The sequence below is a fragment of the Saccharopolyspora erythraea genome (assembly GCF_018141105.1).
Taxonomy (GTDB): Bacteria; Actinomycetota; Actinomycetes; order Mycobacteriales; family Pseudonocardiaceae; genus Saccharopolyspora_D; species Saccharopolyspora_D erythraea_A.
In genome coordinates this window covers 2841499-2860844 of the sequence record NZ_CP054839.1, presented here as the reverse complement: position 1 = coordinate 2860844, position 19346 = coordinate 2841499, and the positions used below count along the sequence as shown (strand labels likewise).

The 19346-nt window shown below is 71.7% G+C and carries 19 protein-coding genes; 6 read left to right on the top strand and 13 right to left on the bottom strand.

Annotated features, from left to right (window positions below):
- Positions 1 to 131 precede the first annotated feature (131 nt).
- The 5 genes from HUO13_RS13365 to gap all read right to left on the bottom strand — a co-directional run bounded on the left by HUO13_RS13365 (position 132) and on the right by gap (position 3890).
- A complete protein-coding gene (locus tag HUO13_RS13365) occupies positions 132 to 473 on the bottom strand; it encodes an RNA polymerase-binding protein RbpA (RefSeq protein ID WP_211901691.1) in 342 nt (113 codons plus the stop codon).
- Positions 474 to 529: 56 nt separating this feature from the next.
- Complete coding sequence (gene secG, locus HUO13_RS13360) at positions 530 to 763, bottom strand: preprotein translocase subunit SecG (RefSeq protein WP_009942974.1); 234 nt, start codon at positions 761 to 763, stop codon at positions 530 to 532.
- Positions 764 to 860: 97 nt separating this feature from the next.
- Complete coding sequence (tpiA, locus tag HUO13_RS13355) at positions 861 to 1646, bottom strand: triose-phosphate isomerase (RefSeq protein ID WP_211901690.1); 786 nt, start codon at positions 1644 to 1646, stop codon at positions 861 to 863.
- Positions 1647 to 1648: 2 nt separating this feature from the next.
- Complete coding sequence (locus HUO13_RS13350) at positions 1649 to 2851, bottom strand: phosphoglycerate kinase (RefSeq protein ID WP_211901689.1); 1203 nt, start codon at positions 2849 to 2851, stop codon at positions 1649 to 1651.
- A 28-nt stretch (positions 2852 to 2879) separates the two neighbouring features.
- Positions 2880 to 3890, bottom strand: coding sequence for a type I glyceraldehyde-3-phosphate dehydrogenase (gene gap / locus HUO13_RS13345; RefSeq protein ID WP_211901688.1), 1011 nt, complete (start codon positions 3888 to 3890; stop codon positions 2880 to 2882).
- A 419-nt stretch (positions 3891 to 4309) separates the two neighbouring features.
- Here gap and HUO13_RS13340 point away from each other — a divergent pair, with 419 nt between their 5' ends.
- Complete coding sequence (locus tag HUO13_RS13340) at positions 4310 to 5287, top strand: glycoside hydrolase family 16 protein (RefSeq protein ID WP_211901687.1); 978 nt, start codon at positions 4310 to 4312, stop codon at positions 5285 to 5287.
- A gap of 81 nt (positions 5288 to 5368) precedes the next feature.
- Here HUO13_RS13340 and whiA read toward each other — a convergent pair whose 3' ends face one another.
- The 6 genes from whiA to HUO13_RS13310 all read right to left on the bottom strand — a co-directional run bounded on the left by whiA (position 5369) and on the right by HUO13_RS13310 (position 12815).
- Positions 5369 to 6349, bottom strand: a complete 981-nt coding sequence (whiA, locus tag HUO13_RS13335) for a DNA-binding protein WhiA (protein ID WP_211901686.1) — start codon at positions 6347 to 6349, stop codon at positions 5369 to 5371.
- Positions 6340 to 7296, bottom strand: a complete 957-nt coding sequence (locus tag HUO13_RS13330) for a gluconeogenesis factor YvcK family protein (protein ID WP_211902865.1) — start codon at positions 7294 to 7296, stop codon at positions 6340 to 6342. The genes whiA and HUO13_RS13330 overlap by 10 nt, the downstream gene beginning before the upstream one ends.
- A gap of 20 nt (positions 7297 to 7316) precedes the next feature.
- Positions 7317 to 8195 (bottom strand): RNase adapter RapZ, encoded by an 879-nt coding sequence (gene rapZ / locus HUO13_RS13325; RefSeq protein ID WP_211901685.1) that lies wholly within the window; start codon positions 8193 to 8195, stop codon positions 7317 to 7319.
- Positions 8192 to 10330 (bottom strand): excinuclease ABC subunit UvrC, encoded by a 2139-nt coding sequence (gene uvrC / locus HUO13_RS13320; RefSeq protein ID WP_211901684.1) that lies wholly within the window; start codon positions 10328 to 10330, stop codon positions 8192 to 8194. Before uvrC ends, rapZ begins: the two co-directional genes overlap by 4 nt.
- A gap of 180 nt (positions 10331 to 10510) precedes the next feature.
- Positions 10511 to 11590 (bottom strand): glycoside hydrolase family 172 protein, encoded by a 1080-nt coding sequence (locus HUO13_RS13315; RefSeq protein ID WP_211901683.1) that lies wholly within the window; start codon positions 11588 to 11590, stop codon positions 10511 to 10513.
- A 202-nt stretch (positions 11591 to 11792) separates the two neighbouring features.
- Positions 11793 to 12815 (bottom strand): dihydroorotate dehydrogenase, encoded by a 1023-nt coding sequence (locus tag HUO13_RS13310; RefSeq protein WP_249124759.1) that lies wholly within the window; start codon positions 12813 to 12815, stop codon positions 11793 to 11795.
- Positions 12816 to 12964: 149 nt separating this feature from the next.
- Here HUO13_RS13310 and HUO13_RS13305 point away from each other — a divergent pair, with 149 nt between their 5' ends.
- From HUO13_RS13305 to HUO13_RS13295, 3 genes are all read left to right on the top strand, one after another.
- On the top strand, positions 12965 to 13723 hold the full coding sequence (locus HUO13_RS13305; RefSeq protein ID WP_211901682.1) for a DeoR/GlpR family DNA-binding transcription regulator: 759 nt from the start codon (positions 12965 to 12967) through the stop codon (positions 13721 to 13723).
- On the top strand, positions 13716 to 14894 hold the full coding sequence (locus HUO13_RS13300; protein ID WP_211901681.1) for an MFS transporter: 1179 nt from the start codon (positions 13716 to 13718) through the stop codon (positions 14892 to 14894). The genes HUO13_RS13305 and HUO13_RS13300 overlap by 8 nt, the downstream gene beginning before the upstream one ends.
- 246 nt (positions 14895 to 15140) lie before the next feature.
- Complete coding sequence (locus tag HUO13_RS13295; RefSeq protein WP_211901680.1) at positions 15141 to 15467, top strand: hypothetical protein; 327 nt, start codon at positions 15141 to 15143, stop codon at positions 15465 to 15467.
- 17 nt (positions 15468 to 15484) lie between these two features.
- Here the strand turns inward: HUO13_RS13295 and HUO13_RS13290 are convergent, their stop codons facing one another.
- Complete coding sequence (locus tag HUO13_RS13290) at positions 15485 to 16069, bottom strand: helix-turn-helix domain-containing protein (RefSeq protein WP_211901679.1); 585 nt, start codon at positions 16067 to 16069, stop codon at positions 15485 to 15487.
- Between the two features lie 117 nt (positions 16070 to 16186).
- On the opposite strand from HUO13_RS13290, the gene HUO13_RS13285 reads away from it, so the two are divergent.
- Entirely contained in the window at positions 16187 to 17023 is an 837-nt protein-coding gene (locus tag HUO13_RS13285; protein WP_211901678.1) for an EamA family transporter, read from the top strand.
- Between the two features lie 125 nt (positions 17024 to 17148).
- The gene (locus tag HUO13_RS13280; protein ID WP_211901677.1) at positions 17149 to 17856 is read left to right on the top strand and encodes a B3/B4 domain-containing protein; all 708 of its coding nucleotides are present in this window, start codon (positions 17149 to 17151) and stop codon (positions 17854 to 17856) included.
- 285 nt (positions 17857 to 18141) lie between these two features.
- Here HUO13_RS13280 and HUO13_RS13275 read toward each other — a convergent pair whose 3' ends face one another.
- Positions 18142 to 19308, bottom strand: a complete 1167-nt coding sequence (locus tag HUO13_RS13275) for a GDSL-type esterase/lipase family protein (protein WP_249124758.1) — start codon at positions 19306 to 19308, stop codon at positions 18142 to 18144.
- Between the last annotated feature and the right edge of the window lie 38 nt (positions 19309 to 19346).

Genomic DNA, 19346 nt, shown 5'->3' with positions numbered 1-19346 from the left:
CCGTAGTAGCCGCGGGCAGCACGGCCGCGGCGAGTTCCGCCCCACCACGGGCTGCGGCCGGGCGCGACCGGTCCGCAAAAAGCAGAACCGGGCGGGTGGGGAGATCCCCGCCCGCCCGGTTCCGGCGTCACTCAGCGGCCCTTGCGCTCCTTCAGCTTCGACAGCGCCTCCTCGAGGATGGCCATGCCATCGGAGTCGCTGCGGCGTTCCTTCACGTAGGCCAGATGACTCTTGTAAGGCTCGTTGCGCCGCGCTTCCGGCGGGTTCTGCTCGTCCTGTCCCGCCGGGAGACCGCAACGCGGGCAATCCCACTGCTCCGGCACGTCGGCGTCCATGGCGAACGACGGCCGGGTGTGGTGGCCGTTGGCGCACCAGTAGTCGACCCGCTTGCGCGGCGCCGACTCACCCCGCTCCGACTCGCCCATCGGACCCGCCCCCACGCGCGTGCCGCGAATGGCGTTACCACCGGTCATCCATCCTCACCCACCAAGCCGCCCGGGGTCGCCCGCTGCACCAGGGGTGCAGCCGGTCAACCGATCTTGATCAGCAGGCCGACCCCGACGATGGCGATGATCCACAACGCGATGACGAAGAGCGTCATCCGGTCGAGGTTCTTCTCCGCGACGCTGGAACCGGCCAGGCTGGACTGCATACCGCCGCCGAATAGCGAGGAGAGCCCGCCGCCCTTCGCCCGGTGCAGCAGCACCAGCAGCACCAGCAGCACACTCGTCACGATCAGCATGATCTTCAGGAAAAGGTCCATCACGTCCTCGTTCGCACAGCGGTTCGCAACCTAGAGTACCGGGCCGCTCTCAGCCAGTGGACCGCCGTCCGCCTCAAGCGGCCCGGCACTCACCGAGTCACGGCAGTGGTCCGCCCGCGGCCATGGCGCTGAGCTTGGTGAACTCGTCGCCGTTGAGGCTCGCACCGCCGACCAGAGCGCCGTCGACGTCGTTCTGGCCGATGAGCTCGCCGATGTTGCTGGACTTCACCGAGCCCCCGTAGAGGACCCGGATCTCGTCGGCGATCTCCTTGCCGTACTTGTCCGCCAGGGCTGTCCGCAGCGCCGCGCACACTTCCTGCGCGTCCGCCGCAGTCGCGACCTTACCGGTCCCGATCGCCCAGACCGGCTCGTAAGCCACCACGACCTGGCGAACCTGCTCGGTTTTCAGCCCCTTGAGCGCGTTGATGAGCTGGGTGGTGCTGTGCTCGACGTGCCCGCCGGCCTCGCGCACCTCCAGCGGCTCGCCGACGCAGAGGATCGGCGACATCCCGTTCTTGAGCACCGCGCGCACCTTGCGGTTGACGACCTCGTCGGTCTCGGCGTGGTGCTCGCGGCGCTCGGAGTGGCCGACGACGACGTAGCTGCAACCGAGCTTGGCCAGCATCGGGCCGGACACCTCACCGGTGTAGGCACCGGACTCGTGCTCGGAGACGTCCTGCGCGCCGTGCTTGAGCAGGAGCTTGTCGCCGTCGATCAGCGTCTGCACGCTGCGGATGTCGGTGAACGGCGGGATCACCGCCACCTCGACCTTGGCGAAGTACTTCTCCGGCAGGGAGAAGGCGATCTTCTGCACCAGGGCGATGGCCTCGAGGTGGTTGAGGTTCATCTTCCAGTTGCCCGCGATCAGCGGTTGCCTGGCCATGCTCAGCTACCCTCCTCGAGCACCGAGACACCGGGGAGCTCCTTGCCCTCCAGGTACTCCAGCGACGCACCGCCACCGGTGGAGATGTGGGTGAAGCCGTCCTCGGGCAGGCCGAGGCTGCGCACCGCGGCGGCCGAGTCGCCGCCGCCGACGACGCTGAACGAGCCGGAGTCCACGATGGCCTGCGCGATGCCGCGGGTCCCCTCGGCGAACGCGGGGTACTCGAAGACACCGGCCGGGCCGTTCCAGAACACCGTCCTGGCGCCGGCCAGGATGCCCGCGAACAGCTCCACGCTGCGCGGACCGATGTCCAGGCCCATCCAGTCGGCCGGGATCGCGTCGGCGTCGACCACGCGGGACTCGGCGTCGGCGGCGAAGCGGTCGGCGACCACGACGTCCACGGGCAGCACCAGCTTGTCGCCGTGCTCCTCCAGCAGCTTGCACGTGGACTCGACCTGGTCCTGCTGCAGCAGCGACTTGCCCACGCTGTGGCCCTTGGCGGCCAGGAACGTGTAGGCCATGCCGCCGCCGATCAGCAGCTTGTCGACCTTGGGCAGCAGCGCCTGGATGACGCCCAGCTTGTCGGAGACCTTCGAGCCGCCCAGCACCACCGCGTAGGGGCGCTTCGGGTCGCCGGTCAGCGTGCGCAGCACCTCGACCTCCGACAGCACCAGGCCGCCGGCGTAGCCCGGCAGCCGCTTGGCGATGTCGTAGACCGATGCCTGCTTGCGGTGCACCACGCCGAAACCGTCGGAGACGAAGGCAGCGCCGTCACCGGCCAGCGCGGCCAGCTCGTCGGCCAGCGCACCGCGCTCGGCGTCGTCCTTGCTGGTCTCGCGGGCGTCGAAGCGGACGTTCTCCAGCAGCACCACCGAGCCGTCCGCCTGGGTCGCCACCGCCGACTTCGCCGACTCGCCGACCACGTCACCGGCGAGGGCGACGTCGGCGCCGAGCAGCTCGCCGAGCCTGGCGGCGACCGGAGCCAGCGAGAACTTCGCGTCCGGCTCGCCCTTGGGACGCCCGAGGTGGGCGGTGACCACGACCCGCGCGCCCGCGCCGGTCAGCTTCTCGATCGTCGGCAACGACGCCCGCACCCGGCCGTCGTCGGTGATCCTGTCGCCGTCCAGCGGGACGTTGAGGTCGGCGCGCACGAGCACGCGCCGACCCCGGACGCCTTCGGACAGCAGATCGTCAAGGTTCTTCACGGTCTGCTCCTGCAGTGGGACTTCGGGTTCAGGCCAGCTTCTTGCCGACCAGCGCGGCCAGGTCGGCCAGGCGGTTGGAGTAGCCCCACTCGTTGTCGTACCAGGAGACGACCTTGACCTGGTTGTCGATGACCTTGGTCAGCGGCGAGTCGTAGATCGACGAGGCCGGGTCGGTCACGATGTCGCTGGAGACGATCGGGTCCTCGTTGTAGCGCAGGATGCCCTTGAGCTTGCCCTCCGCGGCGGCGGCCTTGAACGCCTCGTTGACCTCCTCGACCGAGGTCTTCCTGCCGACGGTCGCGGTGAGGTCGGTGACCGAGCCGGTCGGGACCGGGACGCGCAGCGCGTAGCCGTCCAGCTTGCCGTTGAGCTCGGGCAGCACCAGGCCGATGGCCTTGGCCGCACCGGTGCCGGTCGGCACGACGTTCAGCGCGGCGGCGCGGGCGCGGCGCAGGTCCTTGTGCGGGCCGTCCTGCAGGTTCTGGTCCGCGGTGTAGGCGTGCACCGTGGTCATCAGGCCGTGCTCGATGCCGAAGCTGTCCTGCAGCACCTTGGCGATCGGCGCGAGGCAGTTGGTGGTGCAGGAGGCGTTGGAGATGATGGTCTGCGAACCGTCGTAGAGGTCGTCGTTGACGCCCAGCACGACGGTCAGGTCCTCGCCCTTGGCCGGGGCGGAGATGATGACCTTCTTGGCCCCGCCCTCGTCGACGTGCTTGCGCGCGTCGGCGGCGTTGGTGAAGAAGCCGGTGGACTCCACGACGACGTCGACACCCAGCTCGCCCCACGGCAGCTTGCCCGGGTCGCGCTCGGCGAGGATCTTGATGAGCTTGCCGCCCACCTCGATGCCCTCACCGGTGACCTTCACCTCCTGGTCGACCCGACCGAGGATGCTGTCGTACTTCAGCAGGTGGGCCATGGTCGCGACATCGCCCAGGTCGTTGGCGGCCACGATCTCGATGTCGTGTTGGCTGGCGGTGGCTGCCCGCCAGAAGTTCCGCCCAATACGACCGAAGCCGTTGATACCTACGCGAACGGTCACGCCGATCTCTCCTCGTGACTGACCCAGCCGGCTGCCCGGCGGGCGAGCGGTTTATGTCTCACCGGCAACCCTATCGGTCCTGCTCCGGGTCTCAACCGGGCGGGCGACGCAGGTCGCGCAGGGGGTTGGTGGTGTCCACGGTGCGGGATGGCAACGGGTCGCGGCGGCCTCCCGCCACCCGTGCGCGCTCCCCCTTCCGGTGCACCGGGATTGGCTGCGTTCGCCGGTTGATCGGATGCTGTGAGAGCGCTCTCATATACCCGTGACCGACGTCTCTGCACCGGTCCCGCACACACACATGACGCGCCGGCGCATGACGCGCAGCGTCATGAGGCCGCGTCAGCGGCATCCGCGCTTGCGCGGATGAGTCACGGCCCCACTGGCCCACCGACCGGTGCCCGGAAGGAAGGCGAACCCCGATGCCCCGACCCCCGATGCCCAGTACGCCCCGACCCCCACGTCCCAGTAACCCGCGTCGGAAGCGGCGCGTCGCCGGCCTGTCGCTCGCCCTCGGCCTCACCCTCACCGGGCTGGCCACGGTCCCCGCGCAGGCCGACGTCCCGCCGCCGGAGCCGGGCTGGACGCCGGCCTTCGGCGACGACTTCACCGGTCCGGCCGGCTCCGGGCCCTCCGGCGAGTGGATCGTCGACACCGGCCACTCCTACCCCGGCGGCCCCGCGAACTGGGGCACCGGGGAGATCCAGAACTACACCGGCGATCCCGCCAACCTCAGCCACGACGGCCAGGGCAACCTGCGGATCACGCCGCTGCGCGACGGATCGGGTGGCTGGACCTCCGCCCGCATCGAGACCCGGCGCGCGGACTTCAAGGCGGCCGAGGGCGGCGTCATGCGGCTCGAAGCGCGGATCAGGATGCCCGACGTCACCGGAGAGGCCGCGCTGGGCTACTGGCCCGCGTTCTGGGCGCTCGGGGCGCCCTACCGCGGGAACTACTGGAACTGGCCGGGAATCGGCGAGTTCGACGTCATGGAGAACGTCAACGGGCAGAACAACGTCCACGGGGTCCTGCACTGCGACGTCGCGCCCGGCGGCTCGTGCAACGAGAACAACGGGCTCGGCGGGAGCCGGGAGTGCCCGGGACAGCCGTGCCAGCAGGACTTCCACACGTTCCGCTTCGAGTGGGACCGATCCGGCTCCGAGGAGCAGCTGCGCTGGTACGTCGACGGCCAGCAGTACCACTCGGTGTCGGAGTCGCAGGTGAACCCGACCGCGTGGCAGAACATGACCTCGCACGAGGGCTACTTCCTGCTCCTCAACGTCGCGATGGGCGGCGCCTTCCCCGACGGCGTTGCCGGACACCCCACCCCGACCGCGGCGACCGAGCCGGGGCACCCGATGGTCGTGGACTACGTGGCGGTTTACTCGCGCAGCGAGTAAAGGGCGCGTGAGCGCCATCCGCGCAAGCGCGGATGGCGCTAGGGCGCCCTCATGACTCAGAGCGTCATGTGACGCGGAGCGTCACGCCTCCAACATCTCCGCCGTGACGGCGGATTCGGTGTCGGGGAGGCCGAGTTCGCGGGCGCGCTTGTCGGCCATGGCCAGGAGGCGGCGGATGCGGCCCGCGACGGCGTCCTTGGTCATCGGGGGCTCGGCGAGCTGGCCGAGCTCCTCCAGGGACGCCTGGCGGTGCGAGAGGCGCAGCTTGCCCGCGACCAGCAGGTGGTCCGGCGCCGTGGGCCCCAGCAGCTCCAGTGCCCGCTCCACCCTGGCCGCCGCGGCGACCGCCGCACGCGCCGAGCGCCGCAGGTTCGCGTCGTCGAAGTTGGCCAGCCGGTTGGCCGTGGCGCGGACCTCGCGGCGCATCCGCCGCTCCTCCCACGCCAGCACGCTGGAATGCGCGCCGAGGCGGGTGAGCAGGGCGCCGATGGCGTCGCCGTCGCGGACCACGACCCGGTCCGCCCCGCGCACCTCGCGGGACTTCGCCTGGATGCCCAGCCTGCGCGCGGCCCCGACGAGGGCCAGCGCGGCCTCCGGCCCGGGGCAGGTGACCTCCAGCGAGGAGGAGCGGCCGGGTTCGGTCAGCGAGCCGTGGGCCAGGAAGGCGCCGCGCCACGCCGACTCGGAGTCGCAGGCGCCGCCGGAGACCACGTGCGCGGGCAGGCCCCGCACCGGACGGCCGCGCGGGTCGAGCAGCCCGGTCTGGCGGGCCAGCCCCTCGCCGTCCTTGACCACGCGCACCACGTACCGGGTGCCCTTGCGCAGACCACCGGAGGTGATCACGTGCACGTCGGACTGGTGGCCGAACAGCTCGTGGATCTCCTTGCGCAGCCGGCGCGCCGAGGACCCGCTGTCCAGCTCGGCCTCGACCACCACCCGGCCCGCGACGATGTGCAGGCCGCCCGCGAAGCGCAGCAGCGACGACACCTCGGATCGCCGGCAACAGGTCTTGGTCACCGACAGCCTGCTCAGCTCGTCCTTGACCGACGAGGTCATCGCCACCGGTCCGTCCTCCTCTCCAGAGCGGCCGTCAGGCTCGCCGCCAGCGCCTCGGGATCGTGCCGTCCCGGCATGCCGGGCAGGGCGACCCGATCAAGCAATGTCTGCGCACCCAGACCGGCCGCGGCGGCGCGGAGCCGGTCCGGGGTCGGCACCGAGTCGGCGTCGGCCAGCACCGCGTCCACCCGCAGCGCGGGTGCGTGCTGCGAGAGTACGTCGAGGTGCTGTTCGGGTGAGAATCCCGCGGTCTCGCCCGGTTGCGGGACAAGGTTGAGCACCACGACCCGCCGCGCGGAGGTGTTCACCAGCGCCTCGTGCAGCTCCGGGACGAGCAGGTGCGGCAGCACGCTGGTGAACCAGGAACCCGGTCCTAGCAGCACAACATCGGCTTCCAGCACCGCCTGGACGGCCTGCGGGCACGCCTCGGGTTCACCCCGTTCCCCGTTGCTGGAGTAGAGCCGCACCTGCTTCACCCGACCGGGCGTACTTGCCAATGCGACTTGTCCCCGGATCGTGCGAACGGCGGTGGGGTCGGAGTCGAGCCCGACGACGTCGCCCTCCATGTCCAGCGGGGTGCTCGACATCGGCAGCACCCGGCCGCGCACGCCCAGCAGCTCGCACGCCTGGTCGAGCACGGCGACGGGGTCGCCGAGCACCTCGAGCAGGCCGGCGAGCACCAGGTTGCCGACCGAGTGGCCGGCCAGCGCGCCGTTGCCGCCGAAGCGGTGCTCGAAGACCTCCGACCACACCCGGCGGTCGGTGTCGGACAGCGCGGCCAGGGCCTTGCGCAGGTCGCCGGGCGGCAGCAGGCCGAGCTCGCGCCGCAGCCTGCCGGAGGACCCGCCGTCGTCGGCGACGGTGACCACGGCGGTCACGTCCGCGGTGATCCGCCGAAGCGCCGACAGCGTCGCCTGCAGACCGTGCCCGCCGCCCAGCGCCACCGCTCGCACGGTGCCCTCGTCTCCGGTGCTCACTCGCGTCCCAGGTCCCGGTGCACGGTCTTGACCATCATCCCTTCGTCGTCGGCGAGCCGTCTGGCCAGTTCCTCGACCAGCGCGACGCTGCGGTGCTTGCCGCCGGTGCAGCCCAGCGCCAGCGTCAGGTAGCGCTTGCCCTCGCGGTGGTAGCCCGCGCCGACCAGCCGCAGCAGCTGCTGGTAGTTGACCAGGAACTCCTCGGCGCCCTCCTGGCCGAGCACGTAGTTGCGGACCTCCTCGTCGAGGCCGTTGAACTCGCGCAGCTCGGGAATCCAGAACGGGTTGGGCAGGAACCGGCAGTCCATCACCAGGTCGGCGTCCATCGGCAGGCCGTACTTGTAGCCGAAGGACAGCACCGTCACCCGGGTGCGGGTGCTGGCCTCGGTGCCGAAGGCGTCCTCGATCTTGGCGCGCAGCTGGTGCACCGACAGGGCGGTGGTGTCCAGCACCAGGTCGGCCTCCGAGCGCAGCCGCGACAGCAGCGAGCGCTCCGCGGCGATGCCGTCGGCCAGCCTGCCCTCGCCCTGCAGCGGGTGCCCGCGCCGCACCTGCTCGAAGCGGCGGATCAGCACCTCGTCGGTGGCCTCCAGGAACAGCACCTTCGGCTTGTAGCCGCGGGCGTCCAGGTCCTTGATCACCGACCCCAGGTCCTCGGTGAACGCGCGGCTGCGCACGTCCATCACCACCGCGACCCTGGTGATCGCCCCGCTCGAGCGGGCCCCCAGCTCCACCATGGTCGCGATCAGTTCCGGTGGCAGGTTGTCCACCACGAACCAGCCCAGGTCCTCCAGGCACTTGGCCGCGGTGCTGCGGCCGGCACCGGACAGGCCGCTGACGACCGCGACCTCGATGCCGGACTGCTCCTCGCTCACTGGCTCTCCCCTTCAGCGTTGTCCCGGCCCTCGCCGGTTCCCCCTCCTGCCGCCAGAGCCGCATGGACGGTCTCGGCGGTGCGCTGCCCGAACCCGGGCACCGCGCTGATCTCCTCGACGGTCGCCTGACGCAGCCTGCGCAGCGAGCCGAAGTGCTTGAGCAGCGCGGTGCGTCGGGCCTCTCCCAGACCCGGTATCGAGTCCAATGTGGAGGATGTCATGCGCTTGGACCGCTTCTGCCGGTGGTAGCGGATCGCGAAGTCGTGGGCCGCGTCGCGCACCCGTTGCAGCAGGTAGAGCGCCTCGCTGGTGCGCGGCAGGATCACCGGCTCCGGTTCGTCGGGCAGCCACACCTCCTCCAGCCGCTTGGCGATGCCGATCACGGCCACGTCGGTGATGCCGAGCTCGGTGAGCGCGTCGGCCGCGGCGTTGGCCTGCGGGGCGCCGCCGTCGATGACCAGCAGGTTCGGCGGGTAGGCGAACTTGCGGGGTCGGCCGGTCTCGGGGTCGATGCCGGCACGCTCGGCTTCCTGCGGGGTGACGGCGACGTCGGCCTCGGGCTCCCCGGCGGCGGTGTCCGCCGAGCCGTTGCCGGCGGCGGTGCCGTTGCCGGCGGCGGTGCCGTTCCCGGCGGCCGAGCCGTTGACGGCGGCGGTGCCGTTGCCGACGGCGGTGCCCGCGGAGCCGTTGGCACCGTCCTGCGGCGGGACGGTCTCCTTGAGGTAGCGGGCGAAGCGGCGGCGCACGACCTCGGCGATGGACCCGACGTCGCCGCCCTCGGCGCCTTCGCGGACCGCGAAGCGGCGGTACTCGGACTTGCGCGGGACGCCGTCCTCGAACACCACCAGCGAGGCCACCACGTCGGTGCCCTGCACGTGGCTGACGTCGATGCACTCGATGCGCAGCGGAGCCGTGTCGAGGCCGAGCGCGTCCTGCAGCTCCTGCAGCGCGGCCGAGCGCGCGGTCAGGTCACCCGCCCTGCGCAGCTTGTACTGGGTGAACGCCTCCTTGGCGTTGCGCTCCACCGTCTCCATCAGCGCGCGCTTGTCCCCGCGCTGCGGGACCCGCACGGCGACGCGGCCGCCGCGCAGCCCGCCCAGCCACTCGGTGATCGCCTCGCACTCCGGCGGCAGCTCCGGCACCAGCACCTCGCGCGGCACCGGGGTGCCGCCCGCGTCGGCCTGCTCGGCCAGCGCCGCCTGCTCGCCGTAGAACTGGGTGAGGAAGCGCTCGGTGAGCGCGGCGGTGCCGGTCTCCTCGACCTTGTCGATGACCCAGCCGCGCTGGCCCCGCACCCGGCCGCCGCGGATGTGGAAGACCTGCACCGCGGCGGCGAGCTCGTCGTCGGCGAAGGCGATCACGTCGGCGTCGGTGCCGTCGCCGAGCACGACCGCCTGCTTCTCCATCGCCCGGCGCAGCGCCTCGAGGTCGTCGCGCAGCCGGGCGGCGCGCTCGAACTCCAGCTCCTCGGACGCCTGGCGCATCTCCCGGTCCAACTTGCGGATCAGGGTGTCGGTGCGGCCGGCGAAGAAGTCGCAGAAGTCCTCGACGATGCGGCGGTGCTCGTCGGCGTCGACCCGCCCGACGCACGGCGCCGAGCACTTGCCGATGTAGCCGAGCAGGCACGGCCTGCCGATCTGGGAGTGCCGCTTGAACACCCCCGCCGAGCAGGTCCGCGCCGGGAAGACCCGCAGCAGCATGTCGAGCGTCTCGCGGATCGCCCACGCGTGGGCGTAGGGGCCGAAGTACCGGACGCCCTTGCGCCGGGGGCCGCGGGTGACGTAGAGCCGGGGGAAGTCCTCGTGCAGGGTGACCGCGAGCACCGGGTAGGACTTGTCGTCGCGGTAGCGGACGTTGAACCGGGGGTCGTACTCCTTGATCCAGGAGTACTCGAGCTGCAGCGCCTCGACCTCGGTGCCGACGACGGTCCAGCGGACACCGGTGGCGGTGGTGACCATCTGCCGGGTGCGCGGGTGCAGTCCGGAGAGGTCGGCGAAGTACGACGACAGCCTGCTGCGCAGGCTCTTCGCCTTGCCGACGTAGATCACCCGCCCCTCGGCGTCGTGGAAGCGGTACACGCCGGGGGCGTCCGGGATCGTCCCGGGAGCTGGTCTGTAGGTGGACGGATCGGCCACGCCTCCACCCTACGTGCGCGACCGACACGCCCGGTCATGAGCCGGGCGGCACCGGGCGGGTCCGGGCACGGCCTCGGCCGGATGCCCGCCCGGTGCCCGGAGAACGGGCCCGGACACCGTCCACCCCGCGCTGGCGCCACTGGTCAGCCGGGGCGGACGGGCCTGATCAGCCGGACCGGGTCACAGCGGGCGCGGCAGGCGCTGGTCCACCGGGGCCAGCCCGAACGGCAGCGACGGCAGCGTCTGGTACCAGTACGCGGTCGACGAGACGTCGTTGTTGAGCTTGTTGGCGTGCCCGTGCTCGATGGTGACCCGGATCGAGCGCTCGAAGACCACCGGGTCCTCGACGTGGAAGCGGTAGTAGGACACCTGGCCGCTCCAGTTCGCGCCTCCCGGCATGGTCAGCCCGTGGTAGGGCGCGTGGTATGCCTGCGACGGGCACCACGCGGTGTTGAAGTAGTCCTCGGTCCCGGTCCCGTGCAGGCGCGGCGGCCACGGCTCGCCGTCGATGAAGATCATGTCGTCGCCCTCGCCGTACCAGTTCCATTCGCTGGTCTCGCGCAGGTTGTGGACGTTGAGCACGCAGCCCACGTAGTGGCCGCGGCCCTCGGCCTCCAGCAGCACGTAGTTGCCCGCGCCGTCGCTGTTGGCGCCGCCGAAGAGGTACTCGTCGTTGGTCTGGTCGCCCTGCTCGATGCCGTCGGTGGGGTTCTCCCGGCGCCACTGGGCGTGGAAGTAGCCCAGCTCGGGATCGGCCTCGTCGTGCTGCTCGAAGTCGATGTAGTAATAGAAGACCACCGGTTTGACGCTCATCTCGCTGATCAGCTCGAAGCGCGCCCCGGAAGCGAAGGGCATGGCGAACCAGCAGTTGAAGCCCTTGCCGTCCTGCGGGCTCATCTGCAGCGGCGCGGAGACGAAGTTGCCGGTCCGGCCGTGGCCCATGCCGAAGAAGTCGCCCAGCGGCACCAGCACGCTCGGGTGCGCCGAGTCGTCCCAGGTGATCTTCAGCACGAGCCTGCGCAGGTAGTCGGCCTCCACCTCCTCGGGCTGACCGGCGTGCTCGACGGCCACGGTGCACCAGATGTGGGTGATCACGCCCGGCCCGCGGATGTCGGCCAGTTCGCGGGTCTGCCCCGGCTGGAGCCGGATCCGGTCGTCGTTGCCGCCGCTGGTGTCCCAGCTCGACACCCTTCCCCGTCTGCTGCGCCGCAACCTCGGCAGGTCCCGCAGACTGCTCCCGAATGATCCGTACCCGGACATCGCTGCCCCTCCCCAGTCGTTGTGCTGATCGCCGTGCCGCCGGCACCCTCGCACGGGTTGTGCCGATGATCACAACGCAACCGGAGAACGACTCGCGACGCCGGAATACTCCCGGATGCGAGCCAGAAGATCGCGATTCCCCCGAATGAAGGCAGCAACGAGCCGCGCGCCGCAGTCGGTCACGCGGTGCGGCTGGAGTCCGTCAGCGGGTCGGCGGGTGGTAGCTCTCGATGCGTCGCAGCAGGTTGCGCACCCGCGCGGCGTAGAACGGCGAGAGCGCGTAGCCGGGGTAGCTGGCGAACCAGGTCGCGCTGCCGAGGCTGACCGCGTCGGCACCGGCCCAGAAGTACTCGCGGCAGTCGTCGAAGGTGCGGATGCCGCCGGTGGCGATGATCGGCAGCTTCACCCCCGCGTCGCGCAGCTCGGCGACCACCCGCAGGCCGATCGGCTTGATCGCGCGCCCGGACAGCCCGCCGAAGCGGTTCTTCAGCAGCGGCTCGCCGGTCTCGGGGTCCAGCCGCAGGCCCTTCACCGTGTTGATGGCGGTCAGCGCGGAGACGCCGTGCTTGGCGGCGAGCCGGGCGTGGGCCAGGTAGTCGTAGTCCGGCGACAGCTTGAGGATGACCGGGTGCGCGCTGCGCGGCACGGCCTCGGCCAGCACCGACTCGATGATGGCGTTGAAGTCGAAGTTGACGTTGTGGCAGGAGACGTTGAACTCCACGGCCGCGATGTCGCCTGCGGGCACCGCGTCGTTGATCTTGTCGACCAGCGTCACGAACTCCTCCGCCGAGAACCCGCCGACGGAGATGATCGTGTTCTGCCCGCCGGTGCGCGGGTAGTAGTCGCGCAGGTAGGCGTCGAGCCCGACGTTGCACCAGCCGAAGGCGTTGAGCCAGCCGCCGTCCACCTGCCGCAGCGCCTGCCCGTAGCGCTTGAGCAGCGCGGGCAGCTCGTGCAGCGGCCACTGGTCGCGGGTGGTGAAGTGGCCCTCGCGCGGCTCGACGGTCAGCGTCCGGGTGGTGACCGCGCCGAAGCGCTCCAGCGGCACGAACTGCGAGATCGGGCTCATGCCGTAGGGGATGAGCTTGGCGTTGGCGACCCCGTAGCCGAGCAGGCTGGACGAGGTCACCAGGCGGTTGCGCAGGTGGATGTCGCCGAGCCGGACGGCGGGCGCGAGGGGTTCGTCCCGGACCAGCCGTAGGTTGCGCTCTGGGGCCACGCTCACGATCTCCTCCTGCCTGCGCCGACGACCGGCACCGTGCGTCGTCGCGTCCCATTGTCCCCCACGCCGCGCGGTGCCTCACAGGCGCCATCCAAACACACCGCTTGTTCGTTTTGTTGACTTTCGAACACTCCATGAGTTCGAATGCACTCATGGAAGCAGCGGAGCGCTCACGCGCGATCATCGAACGCCTGCGAGCGGCGGAACGGGTCACCGTGGCCGAGCTCGCCGAGGAGACCGCCAGTTCGGAGATGACCATCCGGCGCGACCTCGACCAGCTCGCCGAGCAGGGCGTGCTGCGCCGCGTGCGCGGCGGCGCGGTCAGCCTGCTGCTGCGCGGCGAGGCGACGCCGTTCGCCGTGCGCGAGCGGGAGTCGGCCGAGGCCAAGCGCCGCATCGCCGCCGAGGCCGGCGGCCTGCTCACCGACGGCGAGTCGGTGGTGCTCGACAGCGGCACCACGACGCTGGAGCTGGCCAGGGTCCTGGCGCACCGGCGCCTCACGGTGATCCCGCTCGACCTGCACTCGGCCAACGCGCTCAGCACCGGGCCGGGGGTCCGGCTGCTGATGCCGGGCGGGCAGACCCAGCCCGGCGAGCTGTCGTTCGTGGGGCACCTGACCGAGACGTCGCTGCGTGCGCTGCGCACCGACACCGCCGTGATCGGCGTCTGCGGGCTGTCGGTCCAGCACGGCCTCACCGCGCACGACCTCGCCGAGGTGCCGGTCAAGCAGGCGGCGATCGCGTCGGCGCGGCGCACCATCGCCGTGTGCGACGGCACGAAGTTCGGCCGCACCGGCCTGGGGCACGTCTGCGACATCACCGCGCTGGACGTGGTGATCACCGACCGCGACGCCCCCGCGGACGCGATCGCCGAGCTGGAGGCGGCGGGAGTGGTGGTGCGCGTTGTCTGAGACGCTCGCCACGGCTCGTCGTCCCGTCCGCGCCGAGCAGCGCGCCCGGTGGGCGTGCACGACCTACTTCGTGCTCACCGGCCTGACCTTGGCGACCTGGACCGCGCGCATCCCCGCGGTCAAGGGCGACCTGCGGCTGGACGACGCCCAGATCACGCTCGCGCTGTTCGCGCTCGCGGCCGGGACCGTGCTGGCGATGCAGGTCGTGGGCAGGCTCGCCGACCGCTTCGGCAGCGCGCGGGTCATGGTGCCCGCCGGGGTGCTGCTCGGGCTCACCACCGCCGTGCTCGGCCTCGCGTGGAACGCACCAACGCTCCTGGCCGGACTGCTGGTGCTCGGTCTGTGGCACGGCACTGTGGACGTGACCATGAACGCGCACGCGGTCCAGGTGCAGCGCCACTACGGGCGGCCGATCATGGGGGGATTCCACGGAATGTTCAGCGTCGGCGGCCTCCTGGGAGCCGGACTCGGCGCCTTCGCCGCGCACTTCCAGCTCACCGCCGCGACCAACTTCCTGGTCGTCGGCATCGCGGTCACGGTGCTGGCGGCGGTGACCGGCCGGGCGTTGTTGCCCGCGGAGGAGCACCCGCCGCAGGAGAAGCCGAGCGCGGGCCGGGGTGTGCCCGCGGCGATCCTGTTCCTCGGCGCGCTGGGTTTCTTCTGCTCGGTCGGCGAGGGGTCGGTGGCCGACTGGTCACCGCTGTACCTGCACGACACGCTGCACACCAGCGCGGCGGTGGCGCCCATCGGCTACGCGGTCTTCTCGGTGGCGATGGCGGTGTTCCGGTTCCTCGGGGACCGGATGTCCATGCTGCTCGGCCCGGTCGTGCTGGTGCGCTGCTGCGGTCTGGTCGCCGGGATCGGACTCGGGACGGCGCTGCTGCTGCACCACCCGGTCGCCGCGATCACCGGGTTCGGTCTGTTCGGCGTCGGGCTGTCCTGCATCGTGCCGCAGGTGTTCAGCGCGGCGGGCAACCGCGACCCGCAGCGCCGCGCCCGCGACCTCGCCCAGGTGAGCACCCTCAGCTACGGCGGTCTGATGGCGGGTCCGGTGTTCATCGGTCTGGTGGCGCACGGTTTCGGCCTGGCGGTCGGCCTGGCCATCCCCGCGGTTCTGGCGCTGCTGGTGGCGCTGTCCGCACCCGCCGTCCGGCCGCGGCGGGCGGGCTGAGGCGGCATCGGCGGCTCGGGCACGGGCCGGGAGTCTTCCGGTGCCGTCCCGAGTCGTTCGGTTTTGCCGGCCTGTGCGACGGGCGTCCCACGCCGTCGACCTTCCCCTGTCGCGACGCGGGACGCCCGGCTGCGAAGACGCCTCCGAGCCGGGGTACGCCGGGGGCGTCTGGCTGACCGGGTACTTCCCCTACCCGGACCAACCCTGTGCGTGCATCCGGAGCACGCGCATCCCATACTAGAACTCGTGTTCGACTTCGTCCAACCGGGTCCGCTCTCCCGGTCCGGCGACGACCGCCGGATCCGGCCACCGCGGCCCGTGTGGGTCGACCTCGCCCGCCTGTACCCGCGGCCGGAGCGCGCCCGCCCGTTCCCCGAGGGGTGGGACGTGCAGGCGGTCGTCCCCGGCGACCTGCTCGCCTGGCGGCGCACCACCACCGGGACGTGGATAGCCGAAGTGCAGTTCCGCATCCGCCGCGGCGACGACTCCGAGGGCGTCCGGCACACGGCGTGGATACCCGCCGAAGCCGTGCGACCCCGCCACGACGCGCCCGCACGCAAGGACCAGCCCTAACGGCCCCACGTGGCGGATCAGGCAGTGGAAGCAGGGCCCGGCGGCAGGTGAACGGTCATGATCAGGCGGCAGGTCTCGCCACCCGAGCCGCGGTAGGCATGAGGGGCGTCGCCGTCGAAGGTGGCGGTCTGCCCGGCTTCGACGACGTGCTCGACGCCGTCGACGACCAGGACCATCCGGCCGGAGGTGACGCTGACGGTTTCCACGACTCCGGCCTGGTGCGGGTGGCTGGGGTACTCCTCGTCCGGCTCGAGCCTCCAGCGCCAGACCTCGACGGGAGCCGAGCCCGAGGTCGTCAGCACGAGCCGAGCCTCGCTTCCCCGCTCTCCAGTCCACAGTGGCGCCACGGCGTCGGCGGTCACGACGCGGACGCGACCTTCGGGCTGCCCCTGCATCAGCGCGGACACCGAGATGCCGAGGGTGTCGGCCAGCCGGACCAGGGTGGCCAGGTTGGGGTTGCCGTGGGCTTTCTCCAGCGCCACCAGGGCCCCCTTGCTGACCTGTGCCCGCCGGCCGAGCTCCTCCAGCGACAGGCCGGCGCGGACGCGGGCCGCCCGGACGTTGTGGGCGACGGTCCGCAGGGCCGCGGCTGTCTCGGCCATCTGATCATCATCCTCGCATCAAGACCATTTCAATGAACCGATCGGTCGTTCGGTTGACCCGACCCGGTCGTTTTGCTGTACGGTCTGGTCGTTCGAATGAATGGTAAGGGATGTGCCGTGATCGCTCTGCTGCTGGCTCTGGGCAGCTCGCTCGCCTACGGGTGCGCCGACTTCCTCGGCGGCCTCGGAGCCCGCAGGGCTCATGTGCTGCGCACCGTGATGATCGCGGCCCCGGCGAGCCTCGCGGTCGAGCTGCTGCTGTGGCCGTTGCTGGGTGCCTCTTTCAGCGCCGCGGTCCTCGGCTGGGGTGCCGCATCGGGCGTCGCGTCGGCCGCCGCGTTCGCCCTGCTCTACCGCACCCTGGCGATCGGCCCGATGAACGTGCTCTCGCCCGTGACCGCGCTGGTGTCCGCCGCGCTGCCCGTCGGCGTGGGGCTTCTGCAGGGCGAGCACCTGGCCGCCGCCGGGTTTGTGGGACTGCCGCTCGCGCTGGTGGCGGTGGTGCTGGTCAGCGCCGGACACGGCGCGGATTCGGCGCGCCCGTCACCCACCGCGCTGCTGCTGGCCTTCGGTGCGGGTGCCGCCATCGCCCTTCAGTTGGTCTTCCTGCACCAGGCTCCGTCCGACAGCGGGGTGGCTCCGCTGATCGTGGGCAGGGCGGTCTCCTCGGCCATCAGCCTCGCCGCGGCGGGGCTGATGCGGCGCAAGCTGGGCACCGAGCGGCCCGCATACGCGATGTCGGCGGGCGCCGGTGCCCTGGACTCCGTGGCGAACCTGTTGTTCCTTCTCGCCGCCCGCAGCGGGGACCTCGCCGTCGTCGCCGTGATCGTCGCCCTGTACCCGGCAGGCACGGTCCTGCTCGCCCGCGGCGTGCTTGCCGAACGCATCCACCGCGGCCAGCTCGTCGGCCTGGGCACCGCCGCCGTCGCCGTCAGCCTCCTCGCCGTGACCTGAGCAAGCCCGCGACACGAACCGAGGAGAAGACCCGTATCAGGCCTCGACCTCCCCGCCGCACGCCAGCAGCGCCGCATCGGCCGCTGGAAACCCTGATCTCTCCGCAAAGGACCGGAACACCGCCCATGCGCACCTTCCAACTTGCCCCCGCCGTCGCAGATGCCTTCCCCGGCACCCTGATCGCCGTGGTCGCCGCCGCCGGCCTGCGCGGCGGCGAGCCCTGGCCGCACACCGCCGCCCTCCTGGACGAACTGGAGCAGCAGCTCGCCGACGGCACCTGGCAGCCCGCCGACGAGACCGATCCCCGCATCGAGGCCTGGCACACCGCATACCGCTCCTTCGGCACCAACCCCCGCCGCACGCGCCCCAGCGTCGACGCGCTCGGCCGCCGCCTGGCCAAGAGGGGAACCCTGCCGCGCATCAACCCGGCCGTCGACTCCTACAACGCCGTCTCCGTCCGCCACGCGCTGCCCGCGGGTGCTTTCGACCTGGACCACGTCACCGGCGACGTCGTCATCCGCCACGCCGACGGCACCGAGTCCTTCACCCCGCTCGGCGAACCCGGCACCGTCGAGAACCCCAGGCCCGGCGAGGTCATCTACACCGACGCCACCGGAGTCCTGACGCGCCACTGGAACCACCGCGACGCCCACCGCACCCGCGTCACCGAGGACTCCGCGCACGTCGCCTTCGTCCTCGAAACCCTCCACGCCGACCGTGACGGCCACCTCCTGGAGGAAGCGGTGAACGACCTGCAGGGGCTGCTCACCCCGCACGCCGAGCAAACCGCCGTGCAGTACCTCAGCCCGGCGCAGTGCCGGATCATCGCCTGAGACATGCCTCGGCGCGCACCGAGGTGAGCCAGTGGCGGTAGCGGCGCGTCTCGGGGCCGAGGCGGGGGCTCGGCGGTGACACCGGTACGCGCGTGGGGCGTACCCCTCGGCCACGCCCCACGCGCACGACGCCGGTGCACCGGCGGCCGGGATGCCGCCTGGACCAGGGCGCACACCATCCGGAGCAGCACATCTTCGGATAGCAGGGTGCCGGAGCACAAGAACGGGGTTGCCGGTCCACCAGCCTCGCCGGAACACGCCGAGGGGACCGAGCGCCATCCCGCCTCAGCCGACCTCCGCAGCGAACGGACCGCCGTCCCCGAAGACCAGCTCCGCGAAGCGCTCCCCTACTCGGCGGTGCCCGGCGGGGTCCGGGTGCAGTTCGTCGGGCAGCGGCAGCTCGGCGAAGTCCCGTTCGCCGTAGAGCGAGCGGCCGTCGAGGTAGTGCAGGTTCGGGTCGTCGGCGGCTCGGCGCTCGACGATGCGGGCGAGCTCGTCGCGGATGACGTTGAGCGTCAGCCGGCCTCCGGCGACGTCGGCGGGGTCGCCCATGGCCCGGAACCGCAGCGCGGGAGCCTCCTGGTCCAGGGCCCCGGGACCCGGGGTGTCCTCGTGGATCGGGCACAGGATCGGGGAGACGACCAGCAGCGGCGTGGCCGGATGCCCCTCGCGGACGGTGTCGAGGAAGCCGTGGACCGCCGGGCCGAAGGCGCGCAGGCGCATCAGGTCTGAGCCGACCAGGTTGATGCCGATCTTGACGCTGATCAGGTCGGCGGTGGTGTCCCGCATGGTCCGCGCGGTGAACGGGTCGAGCAGGGCGTTGCCGCTCAAGCCCAGGTTGACCAGCTCCACCTCGCCCCGGGAGGCGGCCAGCGCGGGCCAGGTCGCGGTGGGGCCCTCGGCGGTGGAGCCGTGGCTGATCGAACTGCCGTGGTGCAGCCACACCCGGCGGCCTCGGGCCGGCGCCGGCTCGACCGGGGCGTCGGCGCGCAGCGCCACCAGCTCGGTGATCTCGTTCTGGGGCAGCCAGATCTCGAGATCCTTCTCACCGGCGGGCAGGTCGGTGAACCGGGCGGTGCCAGGCTGGCCCGGCGTGGTGTCCGCGGCCCAGGTGGACATGTCGACGGTGCGGACGTTGCCGCCGGGCACGCTGGTCCGCCCGGCCTGGCGGCCGTCGACGAGCAGCTCGTACACGCCGTCCGCGGTGGCCGGGCCGCCCCCGTAGACCATCTTCGTGGGCAGCACGTCCAGCTCGACGGCGGTGGCCCGGGTGCGCAGGGCGAGCCGCACACCCGAGGGCTGGGCGGCGGCCATGGCCACGTACTCGTGCGGGAACTGGGTGCGGAAGCGGGCAGGAAGCCGGAGCGGAAGCACGCCGTGCTCGGTGCGTTCCAGCTCGATCGCGCCGCGCAGCATGGCCGGCTCGATCGGGGTGGTGATCCAGTCCGTCACCGTGCCTCCTGGACGCCGTTGAGCGGAAAGTTCATGAT